A 20236-nucleotide genomic window follows, 5' to 3' on the forward strand; every position below is an offset into this window, starting at 1 on the left:
AAGTGGAAAGTAGCATCATCGACATTTATGAACTTTCTCCCATGCAAGCTGGGATGTTATTTCACACCTTATATGCTCCCAATTCGGGCGTATATTTTGAGCAGCGTAGTTGTGTGATTCGCGGTAATTTAAATAAAGCCGCTTTTCGTCAAGCTTGGCAGCGTGTAGTTGAGCGTCATTCAGTGCTGCGAACTGCTTTTCACTATTCAGAGTTAGAAAAACCATTGCAAGTGGTGTATGACAATGTAGAATTACCTTGGCAAGAATTAGATTGGTGTGGTTTAGAGGCTGCTAAACAAAAAGCTAAATTAACTGAGTTTTTAGAGTGCGACTGTAATTCTGGTTTCGATATACAGCAACCTCCCCTGATGCGTTGTGCTGTAATTCGTTTAGAAGCCAATAAATACCAATTTATCTGGAGTCACCATCATTTACTCATGGATGGTTGGTGTAACGGTATTTTATTAATAGAAGTTTTCACACTATATAAAGCATTTTGTCAAAGTGAGGATGTAACTCTACCATCACCCATCCCCTACGGTAATTATATTCTCTGGTTACAGCAACAAAACCCAGAGCAAGCGGAAAGCTATTGGCGCAAGCAACTTCAAGATTTTTCCACACCAACAGTTTTGGGGAATAGAATAAATAACCAATCCTCAATTTTCAGTCAACAGTCAAAAGTCAACAGTCAACAAACTGAAACATTACAAAACTTTGTCCGTCAGCATCATCTCACGCTCAATACTTTAGTACAAGGAGCTTGGGCGTTATTGTTAAGCCGTTATAGTGGTGAGAATGATGTTGTATTTGGTACTACTGTTTCCGGTCGTCCTCCACAATTACCACAGGTAGAAAAGATAGTTGGTTTATTTATCAATACTTTACCTGTGCGCGTCGATGTAGATGGAGAGATGCAAATAATACCTTGGCTGCAACAATTGCAAGCTCAACAGGTAGAAAGAGAACAATATAGTTATAGTTCCTTGGTAGATATTCAAGGCTGGAGTTCAGTTCCGCGTGGAATATCTTTATTTGAGAGTTTGCTGGTATTTGAAAATTATCCAGTGTCGATAGAATCGGTAATCAAAAATTTTGATCAGACTCTCCAAATTGAAGATACCCAAGGATTTGAAAAAACAAATTATCCTCTGATATTAACAGTAATTCCTGGGCAGAAGTTGTTATTTAAAGTTAGTTATGATGTCTCTTGTTTTGATGCAGCAACGATTTCGCGCCTTTTAGGACATTTAGAAACTTTGCTGATGTCAATGGTGCATGAGCCTGAGCAAAGGCTTTCACAACTATCAATGTTAACGCCCCAGGAACGGCAATTAATATTAAAAGATTGGAATCAAACTACACAAGCATATCCAAATCAGTGCATTCATCAGTTATTTGAGGCGCAGGTGGAAAGAACACCTGATGCAGTTGCGTTGGTTTTTGGTGAGGAATGTTTGACTTATAGAGAACTGAATAATAAGGCTAATCAACTGGCTCATTATTTGCAGCAGTTGGGGGTAAAACCGGAAACTACTGTGGGAATTTGTTTGGAACGTTCCCCGGAAATGTTAATTGGGATTTTGGGGGTGCTTAAGGCGGGTGGGGTTTATTTACCTTTAGATCCAACTTACCCTGATGAGCGGGTGAAGTGGATTTTGGGGGATGCTCAGGTGGGGGTTCTTTTAGTTCACGCAGAGACGCAGAGACGCAGAGAGGAGTTTGGGAGGGTTGTTTGTTGGGAGGGAGATAGGCAAGCGATCGCTCTACAATCTATTGAGAATCCCATCAGTGATGTTACAGCAGAAAATTTGGCTTATGTAATTTATACCTCTGGTTCTACGGGTAAACCGAAGGGGGTAATGATTGAACAGCGATCGCTCACTAATCTAATCACAGCTTTGCAGCAGCAGTTAAAAATCTGTTCTACAGACCGTTGGTTAGCAATTACAACTATTGCTTTTGATATTGCGGCTTTAGAGTTCTTTTTGCCTTTAATTGTCGGTGCGCGAGTTATTTTAACACCACAAACTGCTTTGGTTGACCCCTCGCAGATAGCAGACATCATCGAACAGCAGCAAATCACGGTGATGCAAGCTACCCCGGCTACTTGGCGTTTACTTATCGCTCATGGTTGGGAAGGTAAAGCAGATTTAAAAATTCTCTGCGGTGGCGAAGCTTTGGATAAGTCACTGGCGCAGCAGTTGTTATCATCAGGTCAAGAAGTCTGGAATCTTTACGGGCCGACGGAAACAACTATTTGGTCAGCAGCACAAAAACTCATTCCAGATGAACCCGTTACCATCGGTCATCCCATCGCCAACACCCAATTTTACATCCTTGACCAGCATTTACAACCCGTTCCCATCGGCGTACCAGGAGAACTCTACATTGGTGGTGCGGGAGTCGCCAGAGGTTACTTAAATCGCCCTGAATTAACCGCAGAAAAATTTCTCCTCAAAACTCCCCTTTGCGCCTTTGCGCCTTTGCGTGAGAAAACCCTCTACAAAACAGGCGATCGCGCTCGTTACCTCCCAGATGGTACAATAGAATACTTAGGTAGATTAGACAACCAAGTAAAAATTCGGGGATTCAGAATTGAATTAGGTGAGATAGAAGCGGTACTCAGCCGACATTCAGAGGTACAAGCGGCTATTGTAGTTGTGACAGAAGATACCATTAATGATAAACGCTTAGTTGCTTATATTGTCTCAGAAAATCCAGAAATAACGGATTTGCGGCAATTTTTGGCAAAACATCTGCCAGATTACATGATTCCTTCTCAATTTATCACCTTAGATGCACTACCGCTAACTCCTAACGGTAAAGTTGACCGTCAAGCATTACCAAAACCACAATTCAAAACATCATCACAGACAATTGCACCACGCACACCCACAGAGGAATTATTGCTGAATATTTGGCAAAATATATTGAATTTAAATTCAGTGGGAATTACAGATAATTTCTTTGCTTTGGGTGGTCATTCTTTATTAGTTATTCGTCTGGTTTCCCAAATTCAGCAGGTGTTTGGGGTAGATATTTCTTTACGACAAATATTTGAAAATCCTACCATTGCTGAATTAGCAACCTTAATTGATTCTTCTCGATTAAATAAATCTCCGTCTTACTCAATTCCTGTGAGGGAAAGTACAGATAAAATATTGCTTTCCTTCGCTCAACAACGTTTGTGGATGTTAGCGCAAATCGAACCAGAAAACCCATCCTACAACATAGCTGCTGCTTTACGACTTACTGGTGATGTGAATGTTGATGTCTTAACACAAAGTTTGCAAGAAATTATCCACCGTCATGAAATTTTGCGTACCAGTTTTGTCAATGTCGATGGTCAAGGAATAGCTATCATTGCAACAGAAATCAATTTCCATATCCCAGTTGTAGATTTAAGTTTTCTTCCCCCATCTCCACAGCAAAAACTTATCCAAGAACTTGCACAAGAGGAAAGTCAGCAACCTTTTAATTTAGAAATCAGTCCACTTTTACGAGCCAAATTATTATATTTAAATACTCAGGAATACATCCTATTATTGACCATGCACCACATTATTACCGATGGTTGGTCAATTAATGTATTCGCTCAGGAAATGGCGAGTATATATCAAGCCTTTTCTCAAGGACAACCTTCTCCTCTACAACCATTAAAAATTCAGTATGCTGATTTCGCTGTTTGGCAAAGGTCGCAAAATGATAAATTTAACTATCAATTGGAATATTGGAAACAACAATTAGAGTCAGCACCAGAACTACTAGAATTACCTACAGATTATCCGCGTCCAGCTATTCAAACATTTCGAGGTCAGCGTCATAGTTTTACAATATCTGAAGAATTAACAGAGAAAATTAAACAACTCGGACAGGAAACGCACACTACATTATTTATGGTAATGTTTTCGGCGTTAAGTATCTTGTTGCATCGCTATAGTCAACAAGAAAAAATCGTCATTGGTAGTCCTGTGGCGAATCGTCATTATTCTGGGACAGAGGGATTAATTGGCTTTTTTGTGAATACCTTCGCGCTGTTAATTTCCCTAGAAGATAATCCCACAGTGGCGGAATTATTACCACGGGTGCGAGAAATGGTGTTATCTGCATATAGCCATCAAGATATACCATTTGAACAGGTAGTGGAAGAGTTAAAATTAGTGCGCTCTTTGAGTCATTCACCCTTATTTCAAGTTATACTGGCAGTAGAAAATGCACCTACCCAGTCAATAGAAATTCCTGGTTTGCGTTGGAGTACCCTAGAAATTGATGGCGGTACGGCAAAATTTGACCTCACCTTAATGATTGCGGAAACAGACGCAGGTTTACAAGGTAAATGGGAATATAACTGTGATTTGTTTACTGAAACAACGATTCACCGTTTTACAGAACATTTCCAGAATATTTTGTTGGGAATGACTTCTGAACCTAGTCAAAAAATTTCTGATTTACCTTTAATGAGTGGGGGAGAACTTCAGCAAATCATCAATTTTGGTACTTCGCCAACCAATCCTATAACTCATTGCATACAAGAATTATTTGAGCAGCAAGTTGCAAAATTTGGTGATGAAATTGCAGTGATTTGTCACCATCAAAAAATTACTTACTCAGAACTCAACACCAAAGCTAATCAACTTGCATATCATCTTAAATCTTTAGGAGTTCAGCCAGAAATAGCTGTAGGAATTTGTTCTCACCGTTCCCTAGATTTTATCATTGGTATTTTAGCAATCCTCAAAGCTGGGGGTTTTTACGTTCCTTTAGATCCAACTTATCCCCAGGAACGTCTAGCATTTTTAATTGAAGATGCTCAAATACAGGTAATACTCACCCAACAGCAGTACATCCCCCAATTACCCGATTTACCTATCTTCTGTTTTGATACAGACACCGCAAACCTAACACAGCACCCCACAACCAACCCAGTCAACCACACCACACCCGAAAATCTCGCCTACGTCATGTACACCTCCGGTTCTACAGGAGTTCCCAAGGGTGTATGTATACCCCATCGTGGTGTAGTGAGACTCGTCAAAGATTGCAATTATATAAATTTAAGTGCAGATGAAACCTTACTTCAAGCCGCACCAATAGCTTTTGATGCTTCTACATTTGAAATTTGGGGAGCATTATTAAATGGTAGTCGCTTAGTAATTTTATCTAGTCAACAACCCACATTATCAGAAATCGGACAGGCTATTACACAACATCAAATTACTACTCTGTGGTTAACAGCCGGCTTATTTCATCTGATGGTAGATGAACATCTTGAAAGTTTGAAATCAGTCAAACAATTAATCGCTGGTGGTGATGTTTTATCTGCGGTTCATATTAACAAATTGGTGCAAACATATCCTGAATGTCGTGTAATTAACGGTTACGGCCCTACAGAAAATACTACCTTTACCTGTTGTTATAGTGTGACCGATATCTGTGAGAGTAACACTGTTCCTATCGGTCGTCCTATCAATAATACTCAAGTTTATATTCTCGATAATCACCTCAACCCCGTACCCGTAGGCGTTCCCGGTGAGTTATATGTTGCTGGTGACGGACTAGCGCGGGGTTACTTAAATCAACCAACTTTAACCGCCGAAAGGTTCATTAATTGGGGACTGGGGACTGGGGACTGGGGACTGGGAATTACCATACTCAGCACTCTTTATAAAACAGGCGATCGCGCTCGTTACCTTGCAGATGGTAGAATTGAATACTTAGGAAGATTAGACAATCAAGTAAAAATTCGGGGATTTCGCATTGAATTGGGTGAGATTGAAGCTGTATTAAATCAGCATCCAGGAGTACGGGAATGTGTGGTTATTGCTCGTGAAAAACAACTTATAGCCTACTTTATCCCTTTAGATACTACACCAGATAATCTCAGAGAATTTTTACAACAACGTCTTCCTGATTATTTAATTCCTCACTTTTTTGTTGCTTTAGAAACTCTACCTCTGACAGTTAACGGTAAGGTAGATAGACATAAATTACCAGCACCAGAAATTACAACTTTTCCAGATGGAACTGTACCACGTTCTGATATAGAAGCTAAGTTAGTAGAAATTTGGTCATCGGTTTTGAATTTGTCCCAAGTGAGTATTTATGATAATTTCTTTGCGCTTGGTGGGGATTCAATTCTGGCAATTCAGGTGATAGCTAAGGCTAATCAAGTAGGATTACAATTAACGCCTAAGCAGCTTTTTCAATATCAAACTATTGCTGAAGTTGCAGGAGTTGTTACTGTTGATAAATCTTCTTTACTACCGCAGGGTATGGTTACTGGTCCTGTGCGGTTGACTCCGATTCAATGTTGGTTTTTTGAGCAGGATTTGGTGAATCAGCATCATTTTAATCAGGTGGTGTTTTTAGAGTCTGGGGAGAAGTTACAACAGGAAGTTTTGGGTGTAGTTATTAATAAGTTATTGCTGCATCATGATATGTTGCGGTGTAAATTTGGAGGGAAAAATTTACTCACGCAAAGGCGCAAAGACGCAAAGGAAGAGATAGGAGGAGAAGTTGTTGAACTGGGTGGGGATGTTCCTCTGGTTTTTTGTGATTTGTCGGGTTTGTCTGGTAGTGAGCAGGAAATCAAGATTAAAGAATTTGCTGGTGAAATACAGGCTAGTTTAAATATTAGTGATGCTCCTTTATTGAGAGTAGTTAATTTTGATTTAGGGGAGGTGTCTAGGTTATTAATTGTTATTCATCATTTGGTTGTTGATGGGGTTTCTTGGCGGATTTTGTTGGCGGATTTTCAAACGGCTTATCAACAAGCTTTGGCGAAACAGACAATTAGTTTACCTGCTAAGACTACTTCTTTTTTAACTTGGGCGGAAAAGTTATATGATTATTCTCTGTTGGAAGGTTTAAAACAGGAATTAACATATTGGTTATCAAGTAAATACGCAGGAGTTAGACCATTACCAATTGATTATCCTGATGGTGGTAATCAGGTGGTTGATGTTGAGACTGTGACTATAAAACTTTCCGTGGAAGATACTCAAGCTTTACTTACAGAAGTTTCTCCGGTCTACAATACACAAATTAATGATGTATTGTTAACGGCTTTAACTGCTACTATCTCAACCTGGATAGATAATCCTTTGGTGTTGCTTGATTTAGAAGGTTATGGACGTAATTTCCCAGGAGAAGATATAGATATATCTCGCACTGTGGGATGGTTTACAGCAATTTATCCCTGTTTGTTATCAAAAGAAAGTGATGATTGGGGGGAAATGCTTAAAGGTATTAAAGAACAATTGCGAACAGTACCCAATCAAGGATTTGGTTATGGAATACTCCGTTACCTTGATGACGGTGAAGCGAGTCAAAGGTTGCAGGATTTACCTCAAGCAGAAATTAGCTTTAATTATTTAGGACAATTAGATTTAGGTTTGGAACATGGAAAATTGAAATGGCTACCCTTACCTGGAATTACAACCCAAGATAAACAACAAACTCGACGCTATGCTATAGAAATTATTGGGTTTGTCCGTGATGGTAAATTCCAATTTGATTGGATATATAGTCAACAGCAGTATCAACAGGAAACTATTTCACAATTAGCAAATAATTTTCAGCAAGGATTACAAGCAATTATCAATCACTGTCATTTACCTAATGTGGGAGGTTACACACCTTCTGATTTTGAGTTAGTAAATTTAAATCAAGAAACCTTAGATTTGGTAATGGGGATGATTAGTTTTGCATCGGAGGGTTTGCAATGAATACAACTCTAAATCAAAAAATGATTGAGGATATTTATCCCCTCTCACCTTTGCAGCAGGGTATGTTATTTCATAGTCTGTACGCGCCTAACTCTGGTGCTTATGTGGTACAGGTAAATTATGAGTTACATGGTAATTTAAATATTCCCGCTTTTGAAGCCGCTTGGCAAGATTTAATCAATCGTCATCCTGTTTTACGCACAGCTTTTGTCTGGGATAATTTAGAAAAGCCTCTACAAGTAGTTGGGAAGCAAGTAAAATGTCAGATTAATCATCTTAATTGGATTGATTTTTCAGTTCATCAACAACAGGAAGCTTTAAAAGTTCTGCTACAAAGACAGCGCGAACAGGGGTTTAATTTATCCCAAGCACCTCTGATGCAAATGACACTCATTCAGTTAAAATCTGAAGTTTATCAATTTGTTTGGAGTTATCACCATTTATTATTAGATGGTTGGTCTGTTCAGGTACTTTTAAAAGAATTTATTGTTATTTATCAAGCATATAGTCAACAACAAACACCTGTTTTACTCAACTCACGTCGTTATCGAGATTATATTGGTTGGTTACAGCAACAAAACTTAGCTGAAGCTGAGACTTTTTGGAAACAGCAATTACAGGGCTTTGTGTCACCAACGCGGTTAAATGTTGGTCAAAATCTAAATATTCGTCCCGATAATTTACACAGTCATTATCATGAGAAAAAAATTCAGCTTTCAGTCGAATTAACTAGCAAACTACAAACCCTAGCTAAACAACAACAATTAACCATCAATACCTTTGTCCAAGGTGCTTGGGCGTTGTTGTTAAGTCGCTATAGCGGTGAGAAAGATGTTTTATTTGCTACCATTAGTGCTGGTCGTCCCAGTGCGCTGAATGGTGCTGATGCAATGGTGGGATTATTTATTAATACCTTACCATTCCGGGTGTTAGTCTCTCCTGAAGATACACTATATCAATGGCTGCAAAAACTACAAAAGCAGCAAGTAGAAATACGGCAATATGAATATAGTTCCTTAGTAGATATTCATCGTTGGAGTGAAGTTTCACCATCCATACCACTATTTGAAACCTTGGTGGTATTTGAAAATTATCCCATTGAACCTGCCTTAAAACAGTCTTTAGAATCTTTGGAAATTCGCAATATTCAAGGGACAGAACAGACGAATTATCCTCTGACACTGTATGCAGTTTCCGATTCGCAACTGGCTTTGAGAATTTTATATGATAGCGATCGCTTTCACCATACCACCATCACCCAAATCTTAGAACAGTTAGAAACCCTGTTGTTAGGAATGACACAGGGAGATTGTACTTTATCCGCACTCCCATTTCTCAGTCCCACCCAAAAACAGCAAATACTCATTGACTGGAACGCCACCACCCAAGAAATTCCTCAACAATGTGTTCATGAAATCATCAGCCAGCAAGCACAACAAACACCAGACGCGACAGCAGTTGTATTTACAGATAAAACCCTAACTTACGCCGAATTAAACGCCAAATCCAACCAAATCGCCCATTATCTACTACAACAGGGAATCAAACCAGAAGCCAGAATTGGAGTTTGTTTAGAGCGTTCATCGCCATTATTAATCATAGCCCTACTGGGCATCCTCAAAGCTGGTGCAGCCTACGTACCACTAGACCCCACCTTCCCCCCAGAACGTCTGCGTTTCATGATGGCAGATGCAGAGTTAACATTGTTGCTCACGCAGATATCTTTAAATAGTATTATTACTGAAAAATTATCAACAATTAACCTCGATGAATTAGAGGAAGATATTAGCCAGCAGCCAATTTTTGACCCACAAATTAAAGTAACACCAGAACAACTAACTTATTTAATTTATACATCTGGGTCAACAGGACAACCAAAAGGGGTGATGATTGAAGGGCGATCACTCGTCAACATTTTAACAGACCTGAAACAGAGATTATCAATTACCCCTAACGACAAACTCCTAGCAGTCACCACCATCGCCTTTGACATCGCCGCCTTAGAATTATTTTTACCTTTAATTACAGGCGCACAAGTCGTATTACCTCCGCAAACAGCCTTAGTTGACCCTCGCCAACTTGCAACCTGCATAGAACACCATCAAATTACCATCATGCAAGCCACCCCCGTAACTTGGCGGTTACTTATAGCCAGTGGTTGGGAAGGTAAACAGGACTTAAAAATCCTCTGTGGTGGCGAAGCATTAGATAATACCCTAGCCCAACAGCTATTATCTTGTAGTCAAGAAGTCTGGAATCTATACGGACCGACAGAAACCACCATTTGGTCAGCAGCACAGAAACTCAGTATAGATGAACCCGTAACCATCGGTCATCCCATTGCCAACACCCAATTTTACATCCTTGACGAGCATTTACAACCCGTTCCCATCGGCGTACCAGGAGAATTATATATAGGTGGTGCAGGAGTCGCCAGGGGTTACTTAAATCGCCCAGAATTGACAGCAGAAAGATTTATCAATCAACAGTCAACAGTCACCACTTTATATAAAACAGGCGATCGCGTCCGCTACCTAAGAGATGGTAAACTCGAATACTTAGGGAGACTAGATTATCAAGTCAAAATTCGCGGATTTCGCATTGAACTAGGAGAAATAGAAGCGGTACTAGCACAACATCCCGCAATAGCACAAGCAGTAGTCACCCTGCGAGAAGATGAACCAGGAGAACAGCGTTTAATAGCATATATAGTTCCATGTTCCCCAGAATCAAACTTACCCCACCCCAACCCTCCCCTTATAAAGGGGAGGGAGATAGATAATTCTCCAGTTTCCCCCTTTTATAAGGGGGGATTAAGGGGGGTAACTCCAGAATTTAACAACGCAATTGAGATAAATTATTTACAGCAATTTCTAGCAGCAAAATTGCCCAAATACATGATGCCATCGGCATTCATATTATTAGAAAAATTCCCCCTCACACCCAACGGTAAAATAGACCGCAAAGCATTACCAAAATCAAACAATTTACCTTTAACAACCACCAACAATTTCATACCACCACAAACACAAATCGAACAAACCCTGTCTGATATTTGGCAACAATTATTAGGCAGAGAAAAAATCAGCATACATGATAACTTCTTCGACTTAGGAGGACATTCCTTATTAATAGTCAGAATGCAAGGACAACTCACCCTAAAACTAAATCAAAACATTTCCCTAGTAGACCTATTCCGTTATCCCACCATCAACTCCCTAGCAAAATATTTAACCCAAACAATCCCTACACCAGATAAAGAAATAGAAAACAGAATCTCCCAACAACAAACCGGAAAACAAAGACTCCTCCAACAAAGACAAACCCGACTAAAAACCTAACCCTCAAAAAACTCTCCGCGCCCCTCTGCGTTTAAAAAACCTATATGAATAACCCCACAGGACTAGAAATAGCAATCATCGGCATAACCGGGAAATTCCCCAGTGCGAATAACCTAGAAGAATATTGGCAAAACCTCCGTCAAGGAGTAGAATCAATCACCGACTTAACCGATGAACAAATCCAAAAAAACGGCGTAGAACCCGCACAATTAAAACATCCCAATTACGTCAAACGACAAGCCATAATAGACAACATCGAATACTTTGACGCAGAATTTTTTGGCTTTAACCCCAGAGAAGCAGAAATTCTCGACCCCCAGCACAGACTCTTTTTAGAATGTGCTTGGTCAGCCTTAGAAGACGCAGGATATAACCCAGAAAACTACACCGGAGCAATTGGAGTTTATGCCGGTGCAGCCATGAATAACTATTTATTAAACCTAGTTACAAACCCACAAATTCAAAATCAAATTAGCCGCTATCAACTATTTTTATCCAACGATAAAGACTTTCTCACCACCAGAGTTTCTTATAAACTAAATTTACGAGGACCCAGTTTAGATATTCAAACAGCTTGTTCCACATCCTTAGTAGCAGTTCATGTAGCTTGTCAGAGTTTATTAAGTGGTGAATGTGACATAGCCCTAGCAGGGGGTGTATCCTTAACAAAAGCCACAGGTTACTTATATCAAGAAGGCGGAATTTACTCACCTGATGGTCATTGTCGCGCCTTTGATGCTGATGCTCAAGGCACAATTGCAGGTAGTGGTTTAGGTATCGTTGTCCTTAAAAGACTACAAGAAGCTATTGAAGATAGAGATTATATTCATGCTGTAATTAAAGGTTCAGCTATTAATAATGATGGCGGTTTAAAAGTCAGTTACACCGCACCGAGAATTGATACCCAAGCAGCAGTAATTCGCGCCGCACAAGCATTAGCTGGAGTAGAACCAACAGACATTAGTTATATTGAAACCCACGGAACAGGAACAGCATTAGGCGACCCCATTGAAATCGCCGCTTTAACTCAAGCCTTCCGCGCCAGAACAGAAAAAACTGGATTTTGTGCCATATCATCAGTAAAAACCAACATCGGACACTTAGATGCAGCTGCGGGAATTGCGAGTTTAATCAAAACAGTTTTAGCACTCAAACACCAACAAATTCCCCCCAATTTACACTTTCAAAAACCAAATCCTCAAATAGATTTTTCCCAAACACCCTTTTATGTCAACACCAATTTAATTGACTGGAAAACCGACAAAATACCCCGCCGTGCTGGTGTCAGTTCCTTTGGAATTGGGGGGACAAATGCTCATGTAATTTTAGAAGAAGCACCAATTCAATTCAAAAGTCAAAAGTCAAAAGTCAAAATTAATTATCAACTGTTATGTTTATCGGCTAAAAGTGAAAAAGCACTTGAGCAAGCAACAATTAATCTCGCTACATATTTACAACAGCATCCAGAATTAAACCTTGCAGATATTACTTATACCCTCCACATAGGACGACAACATTTTGCATATCGCCGGATGGTGTTGTGTCAAACCACGCAAGAAGCAGCGCAAATTTTAGAGAAAGAAACTAAATACACTCATACAAACTCCGAAAAAAGCCCAAGTATCGCCTTCATGTTTCCCGGCCAAGGTAGTCAGTACCTCAACATGGGTAAGGAATTATATGAGACAGAAGCTATATTTCGAGAGCAAATAGATCATTGCTGTGAATTATTACAGCATGATTTGCGTTTACAAATTTATCAACAAGACTCTGAACAACTCAATCAAACATCCATAGCACAACCAGCATTATTTATAATCGAATATGCCTTAGCAAAATTATGGATATCTTGGGGTATTCAACCACAAGCCATGATTGGTCATAGTATCGGCGAATATGTAGCCGCAACTTTAGCAGGTGTCTTTACTCTCCCCGATGCTTTAAAATTAGTTGCATTGCGTGGTCGTTTAATGCAGCAATGTCCAACTGGCGCAATGCTTTCGGTAGGAATGTCCGCAGTTAAACTACAACCTTTGTTGACAGATAATTTAGTCATAGCGGCATACAATGCACCAGAATTATGTGTAGTATCTGGTACTGAAGCGGAAATCGTTCAACTAGAAATAAACTTAAATCAACAGGGAATTTCTAACCGTAGATTACAAACATCTCACGCTTTTCATTCACCCTTAATGGAGTCCATGATTACTCCATTTATCGCCGCTTTCCAGAAAATTCAACTGCAAACACCCAAAATTCCCTTTATTTCTAATGTTACTGGTACTTGGATTACACCAGAACAAGCAACTGATCCACACTACTGGGTAAATCATGCGCGTCAACCTGTACAATTTGCCACAGGAATCAAAGAACTATTAACAGAACCTCAGCAAATTTTACTAGAAGTAGGAGCAGGACGGACACTTGCTACCTTAGCCAAACAACAAACCAACACCCACACAATTTTATCTTCCCTACGCCATCCCCAAGATACACAATCAGATGTAGCATTTTTACTGCAAACCTTGGGTCAATTGTGGTTAGCAGGTGTATCAATTGATTGGGAAAATTTCTACACACACCAACAACGCCAACGTCTACCACTACCCACCTATCCCTTCCAACGTCAGCGTTACTGGATTGATTTGAAAGCAGGGGATACCCAGTACCCAGTCCCCAATCTCCAATCCCCAGTCCCTCAATTTTATCTCCCTACTTGGGAGCGTAGTTTACCTCATCCCCAAGTAGACATAGCTGAAAAACGCTTGTGTTGGTTGGTATTTACAGATAATTACGGTATTTATCAAGAAATAATTAATACGTTGCAAGCAGTTGGACATGATGTAATTATTGTGAGCCAAGGTGAAAAATACGACCAACCCGCATACCGTACTTTTACAGTTAATCCCCAAAACTCACAGGATTTTGTCGAATTGTGGTCAGATTTAGAATTGCGAGAACTCATTCCTCACCAGATTTTATATTTATGGGACTTAACTGATTTACAACAGCAACCACTCAGTTTGTTATATCTAGCGCAAGAAATTTCATCACAGTCAATTGAGCGAGAAATAACATTAACCTTAGTAACAAATGATGGGCAATTGGTGTTAGGGAATGAAAATATCCAACCCATGAAAGCGACAGTTTGGGGTATGGGTAAAGTGATTTCTCAAGAAATACCACAATTAACTTGTCGCTGTCTTGATATTTCATTAACAAGCACAGTTAAGACTAACGAACAAATCGCCCAACAATTAATTAAAGAATGTTTAAGTCATCAGATTGAATCTGTAGTTGCCTATCGCGGTAATTATCGTTGGCATCAAATTTATAAACCCTTATTAGTAGATGATACACAATCAAAAATATCTGTACATGAAGGAGGAAATTATGTAATTTTTGGAGACTTAACAACGGGTTTAGGAACAGTATTTGCTGAGTTTCTAATGAAAATGTCAGCGCGATTGGTGCTACTTAGTGATGTCATTCCCGAAAGTATCAAACAAAGTTTAGATAATGCTGGTATTGATTACTTATCACTCAACATAGATATTACCAAGCAAGCAGAATTAGAAAGTGCTATAGCTCAAGCTGAGAAAAAATTCGGAAAAATAAATGGTGTCTTTTACTCCACACCCATGAGTAATGAGCATTCAATGGCATTTTTACCCCAATTAACTACAAAACACTGGGAATATAACTACCGTACCAAAATCCAGGGCTTATGTGTTTTAGCTGAAGTTTTGCGGGATAAACCTTTAGATTTCTGTGTATTACAATCTTCCCTGTCCACAGTGTTAGGTGGGTTAGGTTTAGCTGTGTACGCTGCGGCGAATGCAGTAATTGATATGTTTGCTATCCAACAAAATCAAAATAGCAAATTCCCCTGGATTAGTATTAACTGGGATGCTTGTCGTAGCGACTTAGAAACAGAAATTAATCATAGTTTCGCCGCTAATTTAGCAACATTAGCACTCACACCGGCAGAAGTATGGCAATCAACCCAACATATTATCAAATTGGGTTTACCAGAATCGATTGTAGTTACAAAATCCGACTTAGACAAACGCTTAGAACAGTGGGTAACAAACACCCTAACCAAAACCAAAACAGAAACCGATCGCACTTACACCCGTCCCCAACTCACCAATGAATATATTGCACCCCGTAACGCAATTGAAACAGCGATCGCTCAAATTTGGCAAGATTTATTAGGAATTTCCCCCATAGGAATTAATGATAGCTTCTTCGACTTAGGCGGACACTCCCTACTAGCCATTCAAGCCATTTCCAGATTACGCGATCGCTTTGGTGTTGAACTCTCCATGCGAAACCTCCTCTACGAAGCACCCACCATCGCCGCAATCGCCAAAATCATCACCACCCAAAACCAAAACCTAGAACAAATGACAGCCCTACTCACAGAAATCCAAACCCTCACCCCAGAACAAGTCCTCCAACAACTCAACACCCCCTCTTAAACAATTCAAAATTCAAAATTCAAAATTCAAAAGTTATTTTTGCGTTCTTCTTCCTTTGCGTCTTTGCGCCTTTGCGTGAGCATAATAAAATGTCTAACTACTCACAAATCCTCTCAAACCTCACCCCAGAACAAAAAGCCTTATTTGAACGCCGCTTAAAAGAAAAAGGATTAACCCTACCTCAATTCTCCACCATTCCCCCACGCAACCAAACAGAAAACATCCCCCTATCTTTTGCTCAACAACGCCTCTGGTTCATCCAACAACTAGAGCCAGATAGCTACATTTATAACGTTCCCTGCGTCCTAAAAATGCAGGGAAACTTACAACTATCCGCATTAGAATCAGCCATCAACGAACTGAGAAAAAGACACGAAACCTTAAGAACATATTTCACCACCAATTCCGAAAATCAACCCATTCAAATTATCGAACCTTGGCAACCCATCACCTTACAAATTATAGACACAACCGAAGAAATTGAAAAAATAGCATTAATAGCCGCACAAACACCATTTAATTTAACTCAGCCTTTATTCAAAACTAGCCTTTTCCGGTTAGCTGAAAACGAACATATTTTATTAATCACAACCCATCATATTATTTCTGACCGTTGGTCAGTCGGTGTATTTCTTAAAGAAATTTCTCTATTATATTCAGCTTATGTGCGGGGAGAATCTGCACCCTTATCAGAATTACCTATTCAATATGCTGATTGGGCATTGTGGCAAAGACAACAATTACAAGGTGCATTTTTAGACGAACAAATTGATTATTGGCAACAAAAATTAGGCGGTGAATTGCCTGTTTTACAATTACCTACTCGGCATAAAGATATATCTACATACTCTGGCTCACAATATACAGTTGCTCTTTCTTCCTCTTTATCCCAAGCCTTGAAAACCTTAGCAGCCAAGCAGGGTGTCACCTTATTTATGCTACTGCTGGCGAGTTTTCAAGTGTTACTATATCGCTACACAGGAGAAGAAGATTTATTAATTGGTACAGATATTGTTAACCGCGATCGCCAGGAAACAGAAAATCTCATTGGTTTATTAGTCAACACTGTAGTATTGCGTACCAATTTAGACGGAAATCCGACAGTAGTAGAATTATTAAAACAAGTGCGTGAGGTGACGCTTGGTGCTTTCGCTCATCAACATTTACCTTTTGAGAAGTTGGTGGAAGTTCTGAACCCCGAACGTCATCTTAATCAAATGATGCCTTTATTTCAGGTTAAATTTGATTTACAACTAGCAACAGTACAACCACCTCAACTAGCAGGATTATCTGTAGAAAGGTTGCCAATTAATGAAGATACAGCCAAATATGAATTACGTCTGAATTTACAAGATACTCCCCAGGGAATTAAGGGACAATTTGAATATAGTTCGGAATTATTTGATGCTGCTATTATTGCTCAAATGGCAGGGCATTGGCAGATGGTTTTAGAAAGTATAGTGACAAATATTGATGCGAAAATATCAGATTTATCTTTATTAACTGCTCAGGAAGAAGAATTATTAATTAATTGGAATACGACATCACGGGAATATCCTACTCATGAGTGTATTCATGAATTATTTGCAGCACAGGTAGAAAGAACTCCTGATGCAATTGCTTTGATTTTTGGTGAGGAAGCTTTTACTTATCGAGAAATTAATATTAAAGCAAATCAACTGGCTCATTATTTACAAACTTTGGGAGTTAAGCCAGAAACGCCTGTGGGAATTTGTCTGGAACGTTCCCCGGAAATGGTGATTGGGATGTTAGCAATTCTCAAGGCTGGGGGTTTTTATGTTCCGCTCGATCCGGCTTATCCTGATGCGCGATTACAGTATATTTTGGATGATGCAGAGGTTAGGATTTTTTTGGCTCACGCAGAGACGCAGAGGCGCAGAGGGGAGTTTGGGAGGGTTGTTTGTTTAGATGGAGATTGGGAGAGTGTTGGGGAATATCCTGTCACTAATCCTGTGACGGATGTTACGCCGGGGAATTTGGCTTATTTGATTTATACTTCGGGTTCTACGGGTAAGCCTAAAGGGGTGATGATTGAGCATCGCAGTCCAGTTTGTTTATTGTACTGGGCGCGTGAGGTTTTTTGTGATGAGGCGATTTCTGGGGTGTTGGCGGCTACTTCTATCTGTTTTGATTTATCGGTGTTTGAGATTTTTGTCCCGCTTTGTTGGGGGGGTAAGGTAATTTTGGCAGAAAATGCTCTGGAATTGCCGAATTTACCTGCTAAAGATGAGGTGACGTTAATTAATACTGTACCAAGTGCAGTAACTCAACTTCTCAACTTTAATGCTATTCCTCATTCTGTGAACACAGTTAATTTAGCGGGTGAACCTCTGACATGGAAATTAGTACAGCAACTTCAACAACTCCCCCATGTTCAACAAATCTTTAATCTTTATGGGCCTTCGGAAGATACTACTTATTCTACTTACATAGAACTGAAAGATATTACCCCAAATAGTTCTACTCCTCCTATTGGTCGTGCGATCGCCAATACTCAAGTTTATATCTTAGACAAACATTTACAGCCAGTACCCATTGGTGTTCCAGGAGAATTATACATTGCAGGTGCAGGAGTCGCACGAGGATATTGGCAACGCCCAGAATTAACAGCAGAAAGGTTTATTAATCAATTCAAAATTCAAAATTCAAAATTCAAAATTCAAAATTCAAACAGTCAACAGTCAACAGTCAACACTTTATATAAAACAGGCGATCGCGTTCGTTATCTCCCAGATGGCAATATTGAATACTTGGGCAGATTAGATAATCAAGTAAAAATACGAGGTTATCGCCTTGAATTGGGCGAAATTGAAGCTTTACTGAGTGAGTATCCAGAAATTCAAGAATCTGTGGTAATTGCTAGTGAAATATTATCAGGTGATAAAAGATTAGTTGCTTATATTGCTCCTAAAAATATCAATATTCCAGATTTACGGCAATATTTAGCAGATAAATTACCTGTATACATGATTCCTGCCCATTTCATAACTTTGGATGCACTGCCACGTAATCCCAACGGTAAAATTGACCGTAAGGCGTTACCCGCAGTTGAAAATTTATCCTCAGAATTAATTGGTTATGTAGCACCTCGCACACCTACAGAGGAAGCTTTAAAGGTGATTTGGCAGGAAATACTTTTAGTTGAGCGTATCGGCATTTGTGATAACTTTTTTACATTGGGCGGACATTCATTACTGGGGATGCAGTTAGTAGCGAGAATTAACGAATCCTTACAGGTAGAAGTACCCCTCAAGTATTTATTTCAGTTTCCCACCATTGCCAGTTTAGCTGCACAAATTGACCAGTTACAGCGCAATGAAATTAAGTTGGGATTACCCAAAATTCAACCCCAACCCCAGGAACGCTATCAACCTTTTCCCTTAACAGATATTCAGCAAGCTTACCTCATCGGACGTAATGCGGCTTTTGAGTTGGGTAATATTGCTACTCACGGTTATCAAGAAATTGAGACGGTGGGGTTAACTGTTGCACAGGTAGAAATGGCAATGCAGCGATTGATTGAACGTCATGATATGCTGCGGGTGATTGTCCAAGCTGATGGACAGCAAAGAGTTTTAGCACAAGTCCCCGATTTCAAAATTGCGGTAACAGATTTGCGTGGGGTAGATTCTGCACTCCAGGATATCCGTCAAAGCCTTTCTCATCAAGTTCGCCCCACTGACAGCTATCCTTTATTTGAAATTCAAGCAATTTTATTAGATGACAACAAAATCCGCTTCTGCATTAGCTTTGATGTTTTAATCGGTGATGCTTGGAGTTTTCGCTTATTAGGTAGAGAATTAGTGCAAATTCTGGAAAATCCAGAGGTTGAGTTACCACCCATTAACTTAACTTTCCGAGATTACGTCCTCACGGAAAATACATTAAAAGACTCAGCAATTTATCAACGTTCTCAAGCCTACTGGCAAAATCGCCTAACTACCCTACCCCCTGCACCAGAATTACCTTTAACTAAGCCTCTCAGTAAAATTACAGAACCGCATTTCACCCGTCGCAGTGGAACTTTATCCCCAAGCCAATGGCAAAAACTCAAACAGCAAGCCAGCGAAGGGGGAATTACACCATCAGGTATACTTTTGGCTGCTTTTGCCAAAATTATCTCACGGTGGAGTAAAAAAAACAATTTTACCCTAAATCTGACCTTATTTAACCGTCTACCCCTACATCCCGAAGTTAATCAAATTGTCGGAGACTTCACCGCGTCCCTGCTGCTAGAAATGAAGAGTGCAGGGTGTAATAACTTCCTCGAACTAGCTCACCGCATCCAAACCCAACTGTGGGATGATTTAGACCATCGCTATTTCAGTGGTGTAGAGGTACTGCGTCAACTAGCGCGTCAGCAACAACGGGTGACAGAAGCATTAATGCCTGTAGTTTTTACCAGTACCCTCACCCAAGATTATCAACAAACAGAAGATAACCGCAATTGGCAAGGTGAATTAATATACAGCCTCAGCCAAACCTCCCAAGTGTATTTTGACCATCAAGTAGGAGAAGTTGCCGGCGCATTAGTATTTAACTGGGACACCATTGATGAACTTTTCCCCCCAGGAATGTTAGATGAAATGTTCCACACCTACCGTAATTTACTAGAACAGTTAGTAAAACCCGATACCAATAACATCCCCCTGCCCCCTGC

4 protein-coding genes are annotated in these 20236 nt (G+C 39.8%); all 4 read left to right on the forward strand.

What is annotated here, in order from left to right:
• Positions 1-41 precede the first annotated feature (41 nt).
• Positions 42-7730, forward strand: a complete 7689-nt coding sequence (locus tag H6G14_RS25960; protein ID WP_199326293.1) for a non-ribosomal peptide synthetase — start codon at positions 42-44, stop codon at positions 7728-7730.
• A complete protein-coding gene (locus H6G14_RS25965) occupies positions 7727-11071 on the forward strand; it encodes a non-ribosomal peptide synthetase (protein ID WP_242053627.1) in 3345 nt (1114 codons plus the stop codon). Before H6G14_RS25960 ends, H6G14_RS25965 begins: the two co-directional genes overlap by 4 nt.
• A 44-nt stretch (positions 11072-11115) precedes the next feature.
• On the forward strand, positions 11116-15555 hold the full coding sequence (locus tag H6G14_RS25975; RefSeq protein ID WP_190570954.1) for a type I polyketide synthase: 4440 nt from the start codon (positions 11116-11118) through the stop codon (positions 15553-15555).
• 89 nt (positions 15556-15644) lie between these two features.
• A partial coding sequence (locus H6G14_RS25980; protein ID WP_190570956.1) for a non-ribosomal peptide synthetase occupies positions 15645-20236 on the forward strand: 4592 nt, incomplete at its 3' end.

It is taken from the genome of Nostoc parmelioides FACHB-3921 (genome assembly GCF_014696625.1).
GTDB lineage: Bacteria > Cyanobacteriota > Cyanobacteriia > Cyanobacteriales > Nostocaceae > Trichormus > Trichormus parmelioides.

Coding starts and splice junctions, on each gene's coding strand:
- H6G14_RS25965 (WP_242053627.1), top strand. CDS start 7,727: ATGAATACAACTCTAAATCAAAAAATGATTGAGGATATTTATCCCCTC.
- H6G14_RS25975 (WP_190570954.1), top strand. CDS start 11,116: ATGAATAACCCCACAGGACTAGAAATAGCAATCATCGGCATAACCGGG.
- H6G14_RS25960 (WP_199326293.1), top strand. CDS start 42: ATGCAAGCTGGGATGTTATTTCACACCTTATATGCTCCCAATTCGGGC.